This window comes from Celeribacter litoreus (genome assembly GCF_020165855.1).
Taxonomy (GTDB): Bacteria; Pseudomonadota; Alphaproteobacteria; order Rhodobacterales; family Rhodobacteraceae; genus Celeribacter; species Celeribacter litoreus.
This window is the reverse complement of sequence record NZ_JAIUFY010000005.1, coordinates 125,568-139,563: the sequence shown is the minus strand read 5'-3', so window position 1 is coordinate 139,563 and position 13,996 is coordinate 125,568. Positions and strand designations below refer to the sequence as shown.

The 13,996-nt window shown below is 59.0% G+C and carries 16 protein-coding genes; 3 read left to right on the top strand and 13 right to left on the bottom strand.

Translation table 11 applies throughout. The annotated features are described in order from the left end of the window. Positions 1-17: 17 nt before the first annotated feature. Genes LA304_RS02625 through LA304_RS02600 form a run of 6 tightly spaced genes read right to left on the bottom strand, consistent with a single transcriptional unit; the run spans position 18 to position 4,515 of the window. Positions 18-293 carry an HPr family phosphocarrier protein gene (locus LA304_RS02625; protein WP_224501575.1) on the bottom strand — a complete coding sequence of 92 codons (276 nt, stop codon included), beginning with the start codon at positions 291-293 and terminating at the stop codon, positions 18-20. 33 nt (positions 294-326) lie between these two features. After that, complete coding sequence (locus tag LA304_RS02620; RefSeq protein WP_224501574.1) at positions 327-719, bottom strand: PTS sugar transporter subunit IIA; 393 nt, start codon at positions 717-719, stop codon at positions 327-329. A gap of 13 nt (positions 720-732) precedes the next feature. Next, on the bottom strand, positions 733-1,656 hold the full coding sequence (gene rapZ / locus LA304_RS02615; protein ID WP_224501573.1) for an RNase adapter RapZ: 924 nt from the start codon (positions 1,654-1,656) through the stop codon (positions 733-735). After that, positions 1,629-2,084, bottom strand: coding sequence for an HPr kinase/phosphorylase (locus tag LA304_RS02610; protein WP_224501572.1), 456 nt, complete (start codon positions 2,082-2,084; stop codon positions 1,629-1,631). Before LA304_RS02610 ends, rapZ begins: the two co-directional genes overlap by 28 nt. A 5-nt stretch (positions 2,085-2,089) precedes the next feature. Continuing rightward, positions 2,090-3,814, bottom strand: a complete 1,725-nt coding sequence (locus LA304_RS02605; RefSeq protein WP_224501571.1) for a sensor histidine kinase — start codon at positions 3,812-3,814, stop codon at positions 2,090-2,092. Next, complete coding sequence (locus LA304_RS02600; RefSeq protein WP_224501570.1) at positions 3,814-4,515, bottom strand: response regulator transcription factor; 702 nt, start codon at positions 4,513-4,515, stop codon at positions 3,814-3,816. The genes LA304_RS02605 and LA304_RS02600 overlap by 1 nt, the downstream gene beginning before the upstream one ends. Before the next feature lie 377 nt (positions 4,516-4,892). On the opposite strand from LA304_RS02600, the gene LA304_RS02595 reads away from it, so the two are divergent. Continuing rightward, a complete protein-coding gene (locus LA304_RS02595) occupies positions 4,893-6,491 on the top strand; it encodes a phosphoenolpyruvate carboxykinase (RefSeq protein ID WP_224501569.1) in 1,599 nt (532 codons plus the stop codon). 81 nt (positions 6,492-6,572) lie between these two features. Here the strand turns inward: LA304_RS02595 and LA304_RS02590 are convergent, their stop codons facing one another. Then, complete coding sequence (locus LA304_RS02590; RefSeq protein ID WP_224501568.1) at positions 6,573-7,346, bottom strand: sulfite exporter TauE/SafE family protein; 774 nt, start codon at positions 7,344-7,346, stop codon at positions 6,573-6,575. Between the two features lie 202 nt (positions 7,347-7,548). Here LA304_RS02590 and LA304_RS02585 point away from each other — a divergent pair, with 202 nt between their 5' ends. Then, on the top strand, positions 7,549-9,228 hold the full coding sequence (locus tag LA304_RS02585) for an acyl-CoA dehydrogenase family protein (RefSeq protein ID WP_224501567.1): 1,680 nt from the start codon (positions 7,549-7,551) through the stop codon (positions 9,226-9,228). A 19-nt stretch (positions 9,229-9,247) separates the two neighbouring features. Here the strand turns inward: LA304_RS02585 and recO are convergent, their stop codons facing one another. Continuing rightward, positions 9,248-9,991, bottom strand: a complete 744-nt coding sequence (recO, locus tag LA304_RS02580) for a DNA repair protein RecO (RefSeq protein WP_224501566.1) — start codon at positions 9,989-9,991, stop codon at positions 9,248-9,250. 77 nt (positions 9,992-10,068) lie between these two features. Between recO and LA304_RS02575 the strand changes: the two genes are divergently transcribed. Further along, on the top strand, positions 10,069-10,728 hold the full coding sequence (locus LA304_RS02575) for a Pr6Pr family membrane protein (protein ID WP_224501565.1): 660 nt from the start codon (positions 10,069-10,071) through the stop codon (positions 10,726-10,728). A gap of 8 nt (positions 10,729-10,736) precedes the next feature. On the opposite strand, the gene LA304_RS02570 is transcribed toward LA304_RS02575, so the two are convergent. The 5 genes from LA304_RS02570 to acpS all read right to left on the bottom strand — a co-directional run bounded on the left by LA304_RS02570 (position 10,737) and on the right by acpS (position 13,996). Beyond that, the gene (locus tag LA304_RS02570) at positions 10,737-11,069 is read right to left on the bottom strand and encodes a DUF1491 family protein (protein WP_224501564.1); all 333 of its coding nucleotides are present in this window, start codon (positions 11,067-11,069) and stop codon (positions 10,737-10,739) included. A gap of 29 nt (positions 11,070-11,098) precedes the next feature. After that, entirely contained in the window at positions 11,099-12,010 is a 912-nt protein-coding gene (era, locus tag LA304_RS02565; RefSeq protein ID WP_224501563.1) for a GTPase Era, read from the bottom strand. Next, on the bottom strand, positions 12,003-12,692 hold the full coding sequence (rnc, locus tag LA304_RS02560) for a ribonuclease III (RefSeq protein ID WP_224501562.1): 690 nt from the start codon (positions 12,690-12,692) through the stop codon (positions 12,003-12,005). The genes era and rnc overlap by 8 nt, the downstream gene beginning before the upstream one ends. Beyond that, the gene (gene lepB / locus LA304_RS02555; RefSeq protein WP_396022170.1) at positions 12,689-13,483 is read right to left on the bottom strand and encodes a signal peptidase I; all 795 of its coding nucleotides are present in this window, start codon (positions 13,481-13,483) and stop codon (positions 12,689-12,691) included. Before lepB ends, rnc begins: the two co-directional genes overlap by 4 nt. Positions 13,484-13,591: 108 nt before the next feature. Beyond that, the gene (gene acpS, locus LA304_RS02550; protein ID WP_224501560.1) at positions 13,592-13,996 is read right to left on the bottom strand and encodes a holo-ACP synthase; all 405 of its coding nucleotides are present in this window, start codon (positions 13,994-13,996) and stop codon (positions 13,592-13,594) included.

Genomic DNA, 13,996 nt, shown 5'->3' with positions numbered 1-13,996 from the left:
CGTCCTTCTCCGACACTTTACATTTCCTCGCCGAATTTATTTTTGATCAGGGCTTCCAGTGCATCGGCGAGCTCCGCCGACTGCGGACCGCTTGTGGAAACCTCGATCGTCGTTCCTTTGGACGCCGCCAACATCAGCAGGCCCATAATGCTGTCTCCGGTCGTGCTCAGGCCGTCTTTGGCGACCTCGGCCTCGGCGTCATAGGATTCAACCATCTCAACAAATTTCGCGGAGGCCCGCGCGTGCAGGCCCTTCACGTTCACAATCTCATGCGTGCGTGTCACGGACGCCATTCCTCTTCCCAATCTTAAATCTTTAAACCGCCATCAATGCCCGAGCACATCGAAACTATCGATGTATTTGCGCCCGGCCGTGAGCGCCTGACCGACAGCTTCCGCAACGGTCTTGTGGCGCGATTTGGCGAGCTTGATCAACATCGGCAGGTTGGCCCCGTAAACGATTCGTCTGTCATCATGATGACAGGCCATCAGAGACAGGTTCGACGGGCTTCCCCCAAACATATCCGTCACGACCACGACGCCGTCGCCGGTATCCACGTCATCCGCCGCCATGCAGATTTCGCGTTGCTTTTCAGCCCGGTCATGGTCGGGCTCGATGGAGATCGCTTCAATGCCACTTTGCTTGCCGACGACATGTTCGACGGCAGCCAGATATTCCTTGGCCAATCCACCATGCGCGACGATGACGATTCCGATCACGCGAATACCCCGTTCACAAGCCGCTCCGGCGGCGTTCAAGTTCCCTGTGTCTTATTGACACCTGCCATTCATGTTCCGCAAGGGCTTTGGACAGAATCTCGGCCAATGTCACCGACCTGTGTTGCCCGCCCGTGCAGCCAAAGGCAATTGCAAAATGTTTCTTTCCCTCTTGCTGGTAGGCCGGAAGCAGCAGCAGCGTCAACTCCAGCACCTTTTGAAAGAAGGCCTCGAACCTCGGGTCATTCTGGACATAGGCTTGCACCCGTTCATCCTGACCATTGAGGGCGCGTAAGGACTCGTCCCAGTAGGGATTGGCCAGAAAGCGCACGTCGAACACCATATCGACGCCGCGCGGCATGCCCCGTTTGTAGGAGAAGCTGTGCACAGAGAGCGCCATGTCGGCCTCTTTGTCGTGGGCGAACCAGTGTTCGATTTCCTCACGAAGCTGATGCGGCGTCATTTCAGACGTGTCGATCAGGATGTCAGCGCGCGCCCGCACGGGAACCAGCAGGTCCATTTCGCGGATCACCCCATCCTGCGCCGTTTCAGCGGGGGCAAGCGGGTGACGGCGGCGCGTCTCGGAATAGCGTTGGACGAGCACGTCGGCGCGGCAATCGAGATAAAGGAGTTCGACGTCATGCACGGGATCGGCGGTCAGGCCGTCGATAACTTCGATGAGGCCGTTCACGGAAAAATCGCGGTTTCTGACGTCAAGACCCAAGGCAAGCGGGCGAGTCAGCGCCCCACCTTCAAGCAGGCGCGGCAGGAAGGTCATCGGCAGGTTGTCGATCACTTCATAGCCGAGGTCTTCGAGCACATTGATCGCGGTGGAGCGCCCCGCGCCAGACGGGCCGGAAACGAGCACGATCCGCTGATTTTTCGCCGGGGTCGGAGCCGTGTCAGCTGGGGTCACGCGCGACGCCCTCCTTTGAGCCATTGGATCAGTCCGGGGGCAAATTGCGGCCCCTCCACCCGCCGCATGAGCGGCACTGTCACACCGATCAAAGCGGTTTTCTGCAGGGGAGGCAAGCGCTCCTCCTCAGGTTCAGAGAGGTCAACAACACCGATGATGCGCGCCTTTGGCAGCGGGTCAGCCGAGAGCAGGCCGATGCCACGTGCCTCGATCATGCCGGAAAGGAGCGCGGGGGCAGAGGCTATGACGGTTTCGCCGCGTCGGATGAGGTCACAGCGGTCGTCCGACACCAGCCGCGCCCCATAGGCCATCAGGGTGAGCGAGAGCGTCGATTTGCCGCTGCCGGAAGGGCCGAGGATCAGAAGGCCACGGTCTTCATCGAGCGCGACACAGGACCCGTGCAGGTTCACACCTTCGTTTCCCCGCCCCACGTCTGATTGATCCTGAGGCATGGCGATTAGATCGGGAGTCCGACAACAAATCGTGCGCCAAGCGGCGGAGAGCCGATCTCAGCCCCAGCAGGTCGGATGTTTTCCGCCCAGATCACACCGCCATGCGCCTCAACGATCTGTTTGGAGATCGCAAGACCGAGGCCGGAGTTGTTTCCGAACTGACCGGCAGGGCGTTCGGAGTAGAAGCGTTTGAAGATCTTCGCGAGGGCTTGGTCCGGGATGCCCGGGCCGGTGTCTTCGACGACGATGAGAACACGGTGATCACGCTTGCGCACCCACACGCGGATGGCATCGCCATCTTCGCAGAACGAAATCGCATTCGAGATCAGGTTCACGATCACCTGTGCGAGACGGGCCTCAAGCGCCGAAATGATGATCGGTTTGTCAGGCAGATCTGCAACGAAATCGACACCCTTTTCCTTGGCCTCGATGGAGAGATAGTCAATCAGATTGCCAACCATCTTGATGAGGTTGAACTCTTCTTCGTCGTCTTTGACCAACTCACTGTCGAGGCGGGAGGCGTTCGAAATGTCAGAGACCAGACGATCGAGACGACGGACATCGTGCTCGATGATGTCCAGAAGCTTCATCCGCTGCTCTTCTTTCTTGATCATACGCAGAGAGCCGACCGCAGAACGCAGCGATGCCAGCGGGTTCTTGATCTCATGCGCGACGTCGGCGGCGAACTGTTCGTTTGCGTCGATCCGGTCATAGAGCGCAGACACCATACCCTGTAGCGCGGAGGACAGTCGGCCGATCTCGTCCGGACGGCCGGTCAGGTCGGGGATGCGCACGCGGCCCGGAGAAATCGTGCGGCTGTTCTTGTCGCGCCCGATTTCAGCCGCCGCAGCCAGATCGGAAAGCGGGTTTGCAATCGTGGAGGCAAGCACAAGGCTCAAACCGATAGACACGAGGATCGCGATGACAAAGACCTGCAGGATTTGCTCACGCTCCACACGCACGAGCGCGTCAATCTCACCCTCGCCGGACATGAGGCCCACGACACCTATTGCCCCCTCGAGCCCGACATCTGCCGACGCCAGAATGGGAGCCGCAACGGTGAAAACGGTCGAACCGGCCTCGGTCACGATTGTTTCGACATGGAATTCGTTCGACAGCGCCGATTTCGCTAGCTCGGCAAGCGAGACGGACGGATCATAGGCGCGGAGAGGCGCGGTGTCTTCGCCAAAGGACAGGAATGTTCCGACCTTGCTCAGAAAGTCCGAAAGAACCGTAGAGCGCCCTTCGAACCGCAAACCGGAAACCGTCACACCGTTCGTACGCGGTCTGCCCTCGGTGGACGCGATCAACTCACCGGTGACATCATAGATGTAAACGTGTTCCCGCAGCGGCAGTTCGAGCACGTTGAGGATCGAGGAAACGTCGTCCACAGGATCGAGAACGCCGTCCTCTCCCGTAATCGTCCCGAGGAGGTCGGCCACGAGCGCAGCCTCTGTCACCATGGCCGATTCGCGTTGGGTCACGAGGCTGTTGCGGAAGGGGTTGAGGTAGAGAATGCCCGCAACCATCAGAATGATCGCGACGAGGTTGAAGGTGACGATCTTCCGCGCGAGCGGCGAGCGCTTCATCGCCAGGACGCGGCGACGTTCACGCTTGGCTCGTAGTTCAGCGTCTGAATTGCGTGGCGCAATCCAGTCGTCCCCGAGCACGACCTCAGGATGATTGCCGCGCCGTGCGCGCGACTTACCCAGTTTAGAGGGAAAGGCCATTATTCCTCGTTGTACCGGTACCCGATCCCGTAAAGGGTTTCGATGGCGCTAAACTCTTTGTCGACGGTACGCATCTTTTTGCGAAGGCGCTTGATGTGGCTGTCGATGGTGCGGTCATCGACATAGACCTGATCGTCGTAGGCCACATCCATCAGTTGGTCACGCGACTTTACGAACCCCGGGCGCTGCGCAAGAGCCTGCAACAGCAGGAATTCCGTCACGGTCAGGGTCACATCCAGACCTTTCCACGTCACGGCGTGGCGCAACGGGTCCATTTCAAGCTCACCGCGCACCATCACCTTGGTGTCGTCGCTTTCGACAACGTCTGCGCCGTCGATCGCCTCTTTGCGTCGCAGGAGCACACGGATGCGTTCTACGAGCAGGCGCTGGGAGAACGGCTTTTTGACGTAGTCGTCGGCCCCCATGCGAAGGCCGAGCACCTCGTCGATCTCGTCATCTTTGGACGTGAGGAAAATCACCGGCATGCTCGATTTCTGTCGCACACGTTGAAGAAGATCCATGCCGTCCATACGAGGCATCTTGATGTCGAACACGGCCATATCCGGCATGCGTTTGTTAAACGCATCGAGTGCGGATTGACCGTCGTTATAGGTTTCAACTTCGAACCCCTCGGCTTCGAGAGTCATCGAAACTGAGGTGAGGATGTTCCGGTCATCATCGACCAAGGCGATACGAGACATGATCGGCTTCCTTGCGCTGCTCTTCTTTCGCTTTGCAAAGCATAATCCGTGTTTAACGGAGGCAACGCAAGAGAAAGTGCGAATCGCCAATCCCATCAGAGCGTCGAAAAGTGAATAATTCTTAACAAATGGAGATTCACAGAACGGTTTGCTCGAGCATCCCTCTGATTTCCTCCGATTTTCGGCGCGAATCCCCTTGTTTGCGCTACCCCTCCGATGGTTGCGCTAACCTTGACCTGTGTCCTGTTTACGCCGCTGGCCAGCATGCTATAGCACATGCGTCGGGCGCATAGCTCGCCCGTCCGCGATTGGCCCTTTCGCGCAAAGAATTTCGACATCCATAGACGCCGCCAGAGAGGCGGCGAGGGAGTTTGCATATGACAACCGGACGCGTGAACCCGGATTTCACACTCGAAGCCCAAGGCATCACTGGGCTTGGCACGGTCTACTACAACCTTCTTGAGCCGGCGCTGATCGAGATCGCGCTGAAGAACAACGAAGGCAACTTGGGTCAGGGCGGCACGTTCCTCGTGAGCACGGGTGAGCACACTGGCCGTTCCCCGAAAGACAAATTCGTCGTCCGCACCCCGGATGTGGAAGACACGATCTGGTGGGAAAACAACAAGCCCATGGATCCCGCGAAATTCGATGTGCTCTATGCTGACATGCTCGAGCACATGAAGGGCAAAGATTACTACGTTCAGGACCTTTACGGCGGCGCCGATCCGGCCAACCGTCTCGACGTGCGCGTCGTGTCCGAGCTTGCTTGGCACAACCTGTTCATCCGCACCATGCTGCGTCGTCCGGAGCTGTCCGAGCTTGACGATTTCACCGCAGACTTCACGATCATCAACTGCCCGAGCTTCAAGGCCGACCCTGAGAAGCACGGCTGCCGTTCCGAGACCGTTGTCGCGCTGAACTTCGAGAAAAAGCTGATCCTCATCGGCAACACCGAATATGCAGGCGAGAACAAAAAGGGCGTCTTCACCCTTCTCAACTACATCCTGCCGGGCAAAGGCATCATGGCGATGCACTGCTCCGCGAACCACGCTCCGGGCAACCCGGTCGACACCGCGATCTTCTTCGGTCTCTCCGGCACGGGTAAAACCACCCTGTCCGCTGACCCGGATCGCGTTCTGATCGGTGATGACGAGCACGGCTGGTCCGACAAAGGCACCTTCAACTTCGAAGGCGGCTGCTACGCGAAGACGATCAACCTCTCTGCCGAAGCAGAGCCGGAGATCTACGCGACCTGCTCCATGTTCGGCACCGTGATCGAAAACATGGTCTTTGACGAGCACACCAAAGAGCTCGACTTCCAAGACAGCTCGCTGACCGAGAACATGCGCTGCGCTTACCCGCTGCACTACATCTCCAACGCATCGCCGACCGCGATGGGTGGTCACCCGAAAAACATCATCCTGCTGACCTGTGACGCGTATGGCGTTCTGCCTCCGATCGCACGTCTGACCCCGGCGCAGGCCATGTACCACTTCCTCTCCGGCTTCACCTCGAAGACCCCGGGCACCGAAGTTGGCGTGACCGAGCCGATCCCGACCTTCTCCACCTGCTTCGGCGCGCCGTTCATGCCGCGTCGTCCGGAAGCCTACGGCAACCTGCTCCGTGAGAAGATCGCGAAACACGGCGCGACCTGCTGGCTAGTGAACACCGGTTGGACCGGTGGTGCGTTCGGCGTCGGTTCCCGTATGCCGATCAAAGCAACGCGTAACCTGCTGCACGCTGCCCTCGAAGGCACGCTGGCCGAGGTCGAATTCCGCGAAGACGAAAACTTCGGTTTCGAAGTTCCGGTATCCGTGCCGGGCGTTGCAGACGTTCTGCTCGACCCGCGCCGCACCTGGGCTGACAAAGACGCCTTCGATGCGCAGGCCGAGAAACTCGTCGGCATGTTCAAAGAGAACTTCGAACAGTACCTGCCTTACATCGACGAAGACGTAAAAGCCGCAGCTATCGGCTAAGCGCTCTCTCTAAGAAAAAAAGAACGCCTCGGTTTCACGACCGGGGCGTTTTCTTTTGGGCGATTGAATTGTTCGAAAGCGTCAGGCGAGGCCGCGACGGATCAGGTTCGCGCCCGCGATCAACAGAACAAAGAGTGTCGCGCGCTTGAACTTCTTCTGATCGAGCCGGTCCTGCACCAAGTTCCCCAGCAACATCCCGAACAAAGCAGGGACCATCAGACCTACAGAGAGGGGAATCGTCTGGGCGTTGAGCACGCCGGATCGCAAATGCGCGATGAGGAGTGTCAGGGAACCCATGCCAAAGATCACGCCGGTGATCTTGATCTGCAGCTTCTTCGGCGTATCGACCGCCGTCAGATATGCGACCGTCAGCGGCCCCCAAATGCCCGCAACACCGCCAATGACGCCAGAGATGCTCCCGAGACCGAGGTCATAATAGGCGCGATGGTGGTCAGGAATATGGAGCGCGCGGCCGATAAGGAGATAGCTCGCTAGCAACACAACGATGATTCCGAGCGTCAGAAAGACCACGGATTGCGGCAGGATGACCACAAGCTGCGCCGACAGCAGAATCATCACGAGCAGCGCGGCGATATAGAGACGATAGAGTTTAAAGGCCTCCACGGCCTCCCCCACGCCGCCGCGCAGCGATTGCCAGACGTTCGAGGCAACGGTCGAAAAGATCAGACCCGCGAGCGCAAGCTCCGGCGACAGGAAAGACCCGAGCCCCGAAATCATGATCATGGGCATCGCAAAGCCGGTCGCGCCTTTGACGAAACCCGCGACGAGCGCGATGCCAAAGGCCATCATCACTTGGGGGAGCGTCAGGAAAGACAGGACAACTTCAAAGCTCATACCCCCTGATACGGTGGCACTGTGCGGTTGCCCAGAGAGAAGCGCGGCCACGTTGAGACCAGCCGCATTCTTTTTCAGAGCCAGCGAGATTTGACATTTCTATGCGACATTTTAAATCAACAAAAACGCCCATATCAAAATATTATTGCGCTGCGACTGCGAAAGGATTAGACAGACATGAAATCCAAGGAGGAGAGATTCCATGGCCCTTGATCGACAGGAGATGACCATGACGAACCCGATTTTGCCCGACCTGCTGACCCTGACCGGTGCGGCTGTCGCGCCCGTAGAAGCGCTGCTTGATCGTGCGCGCGCAGCGCTCCGTGCCGAATTCATGGACGGTGGCCGTATTTCCAACGCGAAAGTCGAAGCCAACCAGACTGCGGCACATGGTCTCGCATGGCTTGCAACCTATGTGGAAGCTCTCCGTCAGATGCAGAAATGGGCTGAGGCTCTGTCTGAGGCCGGCACCTTCGGTGAAATGGAACAGCTGATCCACCAGATCGCGTTCGGGGAATACCTGAACCAGATCTACGGCGGCATTCCGATGAACCAAGGCGAAGTCGTGCGCCTGTCCGATCTCGGCCTCGGCCTCGTGCAGCCGAGCCACAATGAAGTCGTCAAACTCATGCTGGAGGGCAATTCCCTCTCCGCACGGAACCGCCTCGTGGCGCTCATGCGCGACAACCACGGTCATGCGACCTTCGGGGCTTCCGGCCTCGATGAAGAGTTGGAAATGGTCCGCGACCAGTTCCGCCGTTATGCCGATGACAAGGTTGTGCCCTATGCCCACGAATGGCACCTCAAAGACGAACTCATCCCGATGTCGGTCATCGAAGAGCTCGCCGAAATGGGCGTGTTCGGCCTGACGATCCCCGAGGAGTTCGGCGGCTTTGGTTTCCCCAAGGCGGCGATGGTCGTTGTGTCCGAAGAACTGTCCCGTGGCTACATCGGCGTTGGCTCTCTCGGCACGCGGTCTGAAATCGCAGCTGAACTGATCCTCGCGGGCGGCACCGACGAGCAGAAAGCGCAGTGGCTGCCGAAGATTTCCGCCGCTGAAGTGCTCCCGACCGCTGTGTTCACCGAGCCGAACACCGGCTCTGACCTCGGCTCCCTGCGCACCCGCGCCGTGAAGGACGAAGACGGCGAACATTACACAGTGACGGGCAACAAAACGTGGATCACCCACGCCGCGCGCGCGAACATCATGACGCTTTTGACCCGCACCGATCCCTCGACCGACAACTACAAAGGTCTGTCGATGTTCATCGCAGAGAAAGAGGCCGGCACGGATGAAAACCCGTTCCCGACAGACGGCATGACCGGCGGCGAAATCGAGGTGCTCGGCTATCGCGGCATGAAGGAATACGAACTTGGCTTTGACGGGTTCAAAGTGAAGTCCGAAAACCTGCTCGGCGGCGAAGAGGGCAAGGGCTTTAAACAGCTCATGGAGACCTTCGAGTCCGCCCGCATCCAGACCGCAGCGCGCGCCATCGGCGTGGCGCAGAACGCGCTCGAGATTGGGATGCAGTATGGTGAGGACCGTAAGCAGTTCGGCAAAGCCCTCATCGAGTTCCCGCGCGTGAGCAGCAAACTCGCGATGATGGCCGTCGAAATCATGGTTGCGCGTCAGCTCACCTACTTCTCGGCTTGGGAAAAGGACCACGGCCACCGCTGTGACCTTGAAGCCGGTATGGCGAAACTGCTTGGCGCGCGTGTCGCGTGGGCAGCGGCAGACAACGCGCTGCAAATCCACGGCGGCAACGGCTTTGCCCTCGAATACCAGATCAGCCGCGTGCTGTGTGACGCGCGTATCCTCAACATCTTTGAGGGCGCAGGCGAAATTCAGGCACAGGTTATCGCGCGTCGCTTGCTCTCCTGACCGCGATGTCCTGACCTGTTCAGAAAGGCGGTGCTGATTGCGCCGCCTTTCTCATGAGACGGTCCCAAAACCGGTCCCGCGCGGCGGGGAGAGGGCGGTCCGCGAGTTCGGCGGAAATTTTTTCGAGAAAATGCCCCGTCGTTTTCAGACCCAGCGCGATTTCGGCGTAGTCGAGAGAGGATTGCCCGAGCAGACATTGCGGCAGGGGCAAGAGACGATCCGCCCATTCCCCCGCCCCTTGGCGCGACACCGCGCGGCCCGTCTTGGGCGATACGTAAACCAGATCATCGGGTGAACCGGTGACAGCGCAGGCCGTCAGGTCAAGACCGAAGCCCAATTCCTCAAGCAGCGACACCTCCCAATGCAGATAGCTGAGAGGCCAGTTCGGATCGATCCCGAGTTTGTCAAAGAGAGACAGGCTCTCCGCATAGAGATAACCGTGCGGTTCGCGCTCCGGCAGGACCGCAGAGAGAAGTGCAGTCATCGCACCCAGTCCTGCGAGCGCCAGCGGATCACCGAGCGTCGCGGCAGCACGGCTTTTCAGCGGTTCGAACGTAAAGCTGCCCAAATGGTCCTCAAGACGCGCTTTCCACGTGACCGTGAGCTGTGTGCCGGGTTGGAGATGAGGCGACATCTTTCGCGAAATACCCCCGCGCACCACACCCGCATGGCGGCCGTGATTTTCGGTGAACATCTCGACAATCACCGAGGTCTCGCCGTGTTTGCGCACGGATAAAACTGTGCCCTGATCGCGCCACTCCATGCGGACAATGTGTCGGTGCCCCCGTCCGAACGCAAGAGCTATTGCCGGAGTGGATCGCGCACCTTAGCCTCCGCAGCATGAAGCATGAGACGCCTCCTCCCCTCACGCCGGCGGCCCGCGCCTCGGCAGGCCTCATTGCCGTGCTCGCCCTCGTCTCGCACGTCTGTCAGTTCCAGTCCTCGCAGATCGAGCATCCGGACGACACGGCGCTCCAGACGCTCTGGGCGATGGCGCGCTATTTCACTGTGATGACCAACGGTCTGATCCTGATCCTGTTCACGCATATGGTCCGCACGGGCCGCGGGCTATCCGCGTTCTGGATGTCCGGGATTGCGCTCTGGATCGCCATCGTCGCAGGGGTCTGGCACGGGATTTTGGTGGACCGGAGCCTCGTGCGTGTCGGCGCGGATTTCTGGGCCAATGCGCTCTATCATACCGTGAACCCGATCGGAGTTCTCGTGTTCTGGGCGGTCTGGGGCAAGAAGGCGCATGAATTGCGCACGGCCTTCCTCTGGCTCGTCTACCCGCTCGGCTATTTCATCTACGCACTCTGGCGCGGGAGTCTCGATGGTAAGTATCCGTATTTCTTCGTGGACCTGCCAACGCTCGGGGTTGATGGGGTGGCCCGCTGGTTTGCGATCCTCTCCGTGGCCTTTGTCATAGCAGGGCTCGGCTTTATCGGGATCGGACACCTTTTGCGCCGAAATAAGCGACGCCTGAAGCGGGCATCGCTCTGATCGCAAATTCAGTCGGACAAGCCAGGCTCATCAAGCAGACTGCGCCCTTGCCGGTCTTCGACTTCGATGATCCAGAGATCAGGATCGAAACTGGCCTGCTTTGAGAGAGCGGCATCCACATCGCGTTCGTCGCCCTCTGCCAGAACGGCCCAATCACGGCGGTCCTCAAGGATGTTGAATTCGCGCTGAAACGCCTTGGCCTGCCCGTCGAGCGTGTTGAGCTTGACCATCACAGCGCCCGCCGTCGCGTCGCCTTTGCGGGTAACGAAGGCGGGAATGTCAGAAAGACGCAGGCGGGTGAGATAGGCGGACACCCAGAGATCAGCGGTCAGACGGGCCATGATCTATTCCTCACCACGCGCGGAGGCGTTCAGTTTCCGTCTTTGAAATCGAGACCCATCTCGCCATAGCGCTCAGCTTCTTCGAGCCAGTTCGGGCGCACTTTCACCTGTAGGAAGAGGTGGATTTTACGACCGGCGAACTCGGACAGTTCCTCACGCGCGGCGCGGGAGATGCGTTTGATCGTCTCGCCGCGTTTGCCGAGGATGATCCCCTTGTGACCGTCGCGGGACACGTAGATCACCTGATCAACCTTGGCGGAGCCATCCTTGCGCTCTTCCCAGTTCTCGGTCTCAACCGTCAACTGGTAGGGCAGTTCCTGATGGAGGTTCAGGGTCAGCTTTTCACGGGTGATTTCTGCCGCGATCATGCGCATCGGCAGATCGGCGATCTGATCCTCGGGGTAGAGCCACGGGCCAGCCGGCACCTCTTTCGCGAGCCATTTGCGCAGATCGGCGACACCTTTGCCCTTCTCTGCGGAGATCATGAAGGTTTCGACGAACTCGCGGCGCTCGTTCATGTCCTTCGCGATTTTCAGGAGCTTCTCAACATCGACCATGTCGATCTTGTTGATTGCGAGGGCAATTTTCTGACGCGGGTTGGCGTGTTCGTCGAGGGCGGCGAGGATGGCTTCGACACCTTCGGTGACACCTTTGTGCGCCTCGATCATCAGGACCACAACATCCGCGTCCGCAGCCCCGCCCCAAGCGGCCGTGACCATCGCGCGGTCGAGACGACGGCGCGGTTTGAAGATTCCGGGCGTATCGACAAAGACGATCTGGCTATCGCCTTCAATGGCCACGCCGCGAATGCGGGCGCGGGTGGTTTGCACCTTGTGCGTCACGATGGAGACTTTCGCCCCGACCATCGCATTCAAAAGCGTGGATTTACCAGCGTTCGGCTCACCGATCAGAGCCACGAAGCCTGCACGTGTATCAGCCATTCTTGGCCTCCAATTCGGTCAGTAGAGATTTTGCTGCGGCCTGTTCGGCCTGACGTTTCGAGGGTGCCTCGGATCGTGCGGACTCACCGCTTTCGAGAGACACTTCGATTGTGAAAACCGGCGCGTGGTCCGGACCCTTGCGGGCGATTTCCGTGTATTTCGGCGGCTTCTGCCCGCGGGCCTGAGCCCATTCCTGCAACGCGGTTTTGGCGTCACGGGAGTCGGCGTCCACGGTCTCGATCCGTTTGCCCCAGAGTTTGCGCACAACAGATTTCGCAACATCAAAGCCAGCGTCGCGGTATACGGCGGCAATCACCGCCTCCATCGCGTCGGCCAAAAGCGCCTCTTTGCGACGTCCGCCGGACATCATCTCGGAACGGCCAAGTTTCAACACCGCGCCAATATCAATCTGACGGGCCACGTCTGCGCAGGTTTCTTTACGCACGAGCGCGTTGAAACGGGGAGCGAGCTGGCCTTCGGACGCGGTTTTATCCGCTTCAAACAGTGCCTCTGCCATGGTCAGGCCAAGCACACGGTCCCCAAGAAATTCGAGGCGCTGGTTGTCCGGACGGGTCGGCGAGGAAATGGAGCTATGGGTCAGCGCACGCACAAGCAAATCGGGCTGAGAAAACTCATGCCCGAGGCGTTTTTGAAACGCTTGGAGATCGGCGGAAATCTTCACTGTAGTGCCTTGAAGAAACGGTCGGAGCGCCAAGTCCAGAAGTAGAGCAGACGTTGACCGGCAGAAGAAAAGATCACGCGGTTCACTTTGCCGAGGAGATACTCTTCAGGGACATAGCCAACACCGCCCGCGGATTGCGCCATGCGGCTGTCGGCAGAGTTGTCACGGTTATCACCCATGAAGAAATAGTTGTCGGCAGGAACCGTGTAGACCGGCGTATTATCGACGGAGATGGTCCGCACGTTCAGGATCGAGTGCTCGTGCCCGCCCGGAAGCGTCTCGATGAATTTTTCTTTGATACAGTCCCCACCACGACCCGGTGCAGCGTTGGAACAGGACGGATAGCGGCCTTGGGCCCCCTGCGGCTCGAACGTCTCAACAAAGGCACCATCAGGGGTTTGCACGGCCTCTTCGCCATTGATGAAGACCACACCGTCTTTGACCTGCACCTTGTCCCCCGGCAGACCGATCAAACGTTTCACGAAAACACGTTCCTGCGTCGGGTGCATAAACACAACGATGTCCCCCCGCTCAGGCTCTGATCCCAAGATGCGCCCGGAGATCGGGCAGAGGAAGTTGACCATCTGCGGGCAGGACCACTTGGAGAAACCGTAGCTCATCTTGTTCACAAAGAGGAAGTCACCGATGAGCAGCGTGTCTTTCATGGACGAGGATGGGATGTAGAACGGCTGGAAAAAGAACGTCCGGAACACGCCCGCAATCAAGAGCGCGTAAACCACCGTTTTGACGGTTTCCATCAGGTTATCTTTGCCGCTGCTCATCGAATTCATCCTTGTGGGCTTTGTTGGAAAGCATGTGGGGTATTTTTACCTTGGCGATATGAAAGGCAAGCACTTGGGAGTCAAGCGATACCCCTAGAAACGCAGGTTTTTGGCGGTTTAACCGGCCTTGGGGCGCGCCTCAATGACGACAAAGGCCTGCGCCCACGGGTAATCGTCGGTCAGGGTCACATGAATGATCGCTTCGTGACCTGCGGGCGTCATCTGGTCGAGACGGTCTTTCGCCCAGCCCGTGACCTCCATGATCGGCTGTCCGGTCGGGAGGTTTTTGACCGCCATGTCCTTCCACGAAATCCCCATCGCGAGGCCGGTGCCGAGCGCCTTGGAACAGGCCTCTTTCGCGGCCCAGCGTTTCGCATAGGTTCCGGCCACATCGCGGCGACGTTCGGCCTTGGCCTGCTCGATCTCGGTAAAAACGCGATTTTTGAACCGGTCTCCGAACCTCTCCAGCGTGCCGGAAATCCGGTCGATATTCGCGAGATCAGAGCCAATGCCGAGGATCAT

What these genes read in the sequence shown, in the direction of transcription:
- LA304_RS02570 (WP_224501564.1), bottom strand. Translation starts at nt 11,069, where the DNA reads ATGGCCCGTCTGACCGCTGATCTCTGGGTGTCCGCCTATCTCACCCGC.
- LA304_RS02585 (WP_224501567.1), top strand. Translation starts at nt 7,549, where the DNA reads ATGGCCCTTGATCGACAGGAGATGACCATGACGAACCCGATTTTGCCC.
- LA304_RS02625 (WP_224501575.1), bottom strand. Translation starts at nt 293, where the DNA reads ATGGCGTCCGTGACACGCACGCATGAGATTGTGAACGTGAAGGGCCTG.
- recO (WP_224501566.1), bottom strand. Translation starts at nt 9,991, where the DNA reads ATGGAGTGGCGCGATCAGGGCACAGTTTTATCCGTGCGCAAACACGGC.
- LA304_RS02610 (WP_224501572.1), bottom strand. Translation starts at nt 2,084, where the DNA reads ATGCCTCAGGATCAATCAGACGTGGGGCGGGGAAACGAAGGTGTGAAC.
- LA304_RS02605 (WP_224501571.1), bottom strand. Translation starts at nt 3,814, where the DNA reads ATGGCCTTTCCCTCTAAACTGGGTAAGTCGCGCGCACGGCGCGGCAAT.
- era (WP_224501563.1), bottom strand. Translation starts at nt 12,010, where the DNA reads ATGGCTGATACACGTGCAGGCTTCGTGGCTCTGATCGGTGAGCCGAAC.
- LA304_RS02590 (WP_224501568.1), bottom strand. Translation starts at nt 7,346, where the DNA reads ATGAGCTTTGAAGTTGTCCTGTCTTTCCTGACGCTCCCCCAAGTGATG.
- lepB (WP_396022170.1), bottom strand. Translation starts at nt 13,483, where the DNA reads ATGAATTCGATGAGCAGCGGCAAAGATAACCTGATGGAAACCGTCAAA.
- LA304_RS02575 (WP_224501565.1), top strand. Translation starts at nt 10,069, where the DNA reads ATGAAGCATGAGACGCCTCCTCCCCTCACGCCGGCGGCCCGCGCCTCG.
- LA304_RS02600 (WP_224501570.1), bottom strand. Translation starts at nt 4,515, where the DNA reads ATGTCTCGTATCGCCTTGGTCGATGATGACCGGAACATCCTCACCTCA.
- rapZ (WP_224501573.1), bottom strand. Translation starts at nt 1,656, where the DNA reads ATGGCTCAAAGGAGGGCGTCGCGCGTGACCCCAGCTGACACGGCTCCG.
- acpS (WP_224501560.1), bottom strand. Translation starts at nt 13,996, where the DNA reads ATGATCCTCGGCATTGGCTCTGATCTCGCGAATATCGACCGGATTTCC.
- LA304_RS02595 (WP_224501569.1), top strand. Translation starts at nt 4,893, where the DNA reads ATGACAACCGGACGCGTGAACCCGGATTTCACACTCGAAGCCCAAGGC.